Below are 1,125 nucleotides of genomic sequence, written 5' to 3'. Positions count from 1 at the left end.
GCCCTAAAAGAGTGCGTACTTTTCCTGCAATGTTTGCCGCCTCATTCTCTTTGTCAGAAGCAAAAAATACACTATCTCCTGGCTCTATGTTTGTTGCTTCTCTTATGTGGTTTAGCCTATTTTCATCAAGAAATTTAGCAATTGGGCCTTTCGCAGTTCCATCTTTATCAAACGTTATATATCCGAGACCCTTAGCACCGAATTCTTTTTGCGCATGTTCTATCTTTTTATCAAAGAAGCTGCGTGGTTCCTCTGCTGTTTTAGGTGCAGGGATGGCTCTCACTACCATACCACGCTCAATATTGCTTTTGAAAATATTGAACCCTGAATCACGAAAAATTTCTGTAACATCGCTGATTAATAGTGGATTACGCAAATCTGGCTTGTCAGAACCATACTTAAGCATTGCCTCTTTGTATGNAATGCGTGGAAAATCTTTATCGACAGACTTGCGAGAAAATTTAGCAAACACTCTATATAAGGTAGACTCAATAATCTGAAAGATGTCTTCTTGAGTTACAAAAGACATTTCAAGATCTAGCTGATAAAACTCTCCCGGAGAACGGTCAGCCCTTGCGTCTTCATCACGAAAACACGGTGCAATTTGGAAATATTTATCAAACCCTGAAACCATGAGCAACTGTTTGAAAATCTGCGGAGCTTGTGGCAATGCATAGAACTTGCCAGGATTTAGCCTGCTTGGCACTAGGTAGTCGCGTGCTCCTTCAGGAGAGGAAGCAGTGAGTATTGGAGTTTGAATCTCTAAAAATCCTCGCTCTATCATGAGCTTGCGGAGCTCTGCAATAATTTGTGAGCGCAAAATAATATTGTTGCGGACTTTTTCACGTCTTAAGTCAAGAAATCGATATTTAAATCTCATGTTTTCTGGGTATTCTTGCTCGCCGGTAATGCTTGCCAATATACTTCTTTCTTCTTTTGCTATTTCTTCATCAAAGTGGAACTCAACTTCCGACTCAACGCGCAAATTGTTGACTATCACCTCGATTTCTCCGGTAGAAATAGAGCTGTTTACCGTATCTTCAGTTCTAGCTTCAACTATTCCTGTAACAGTAATTACACTCTCCAATTTTAAATTTGATATCTCATCAAAAAAGTCTTTGTCAT

1 pseudogene (cut by a window edge) is annotated in these 1,125 nt (G+C 39.6%); it reads right to left on the bottom strand.

Going from position 1 to position 1,125, the window contains the following annotated elements:
- Positions 1 to 1,125: pseudogene (gene aspS, locus WG67_RS01785) on the bottom strand (aspartate--tRNA ligase); its annotated part runs 160 nt beyond the window's last position; the annotation flags it as partial.

The organism is Wolbachia endosymbiont of Drosophila incompta (genome assembly GCF_001758565.1).
GTDB classification, from domain to species: domain Bacteria; phylum Pseudomonadota; class Alphaproteobacteria; order Rickettsiales; family Anaplasmataceae; genus Wolbachia; species Wolbachia pipientis.
The sequence above is the reverse complement of the archived record's forward strand: the minus strand, read 5'-3'. Positions and strand labels throughout refer to the sequence as shown.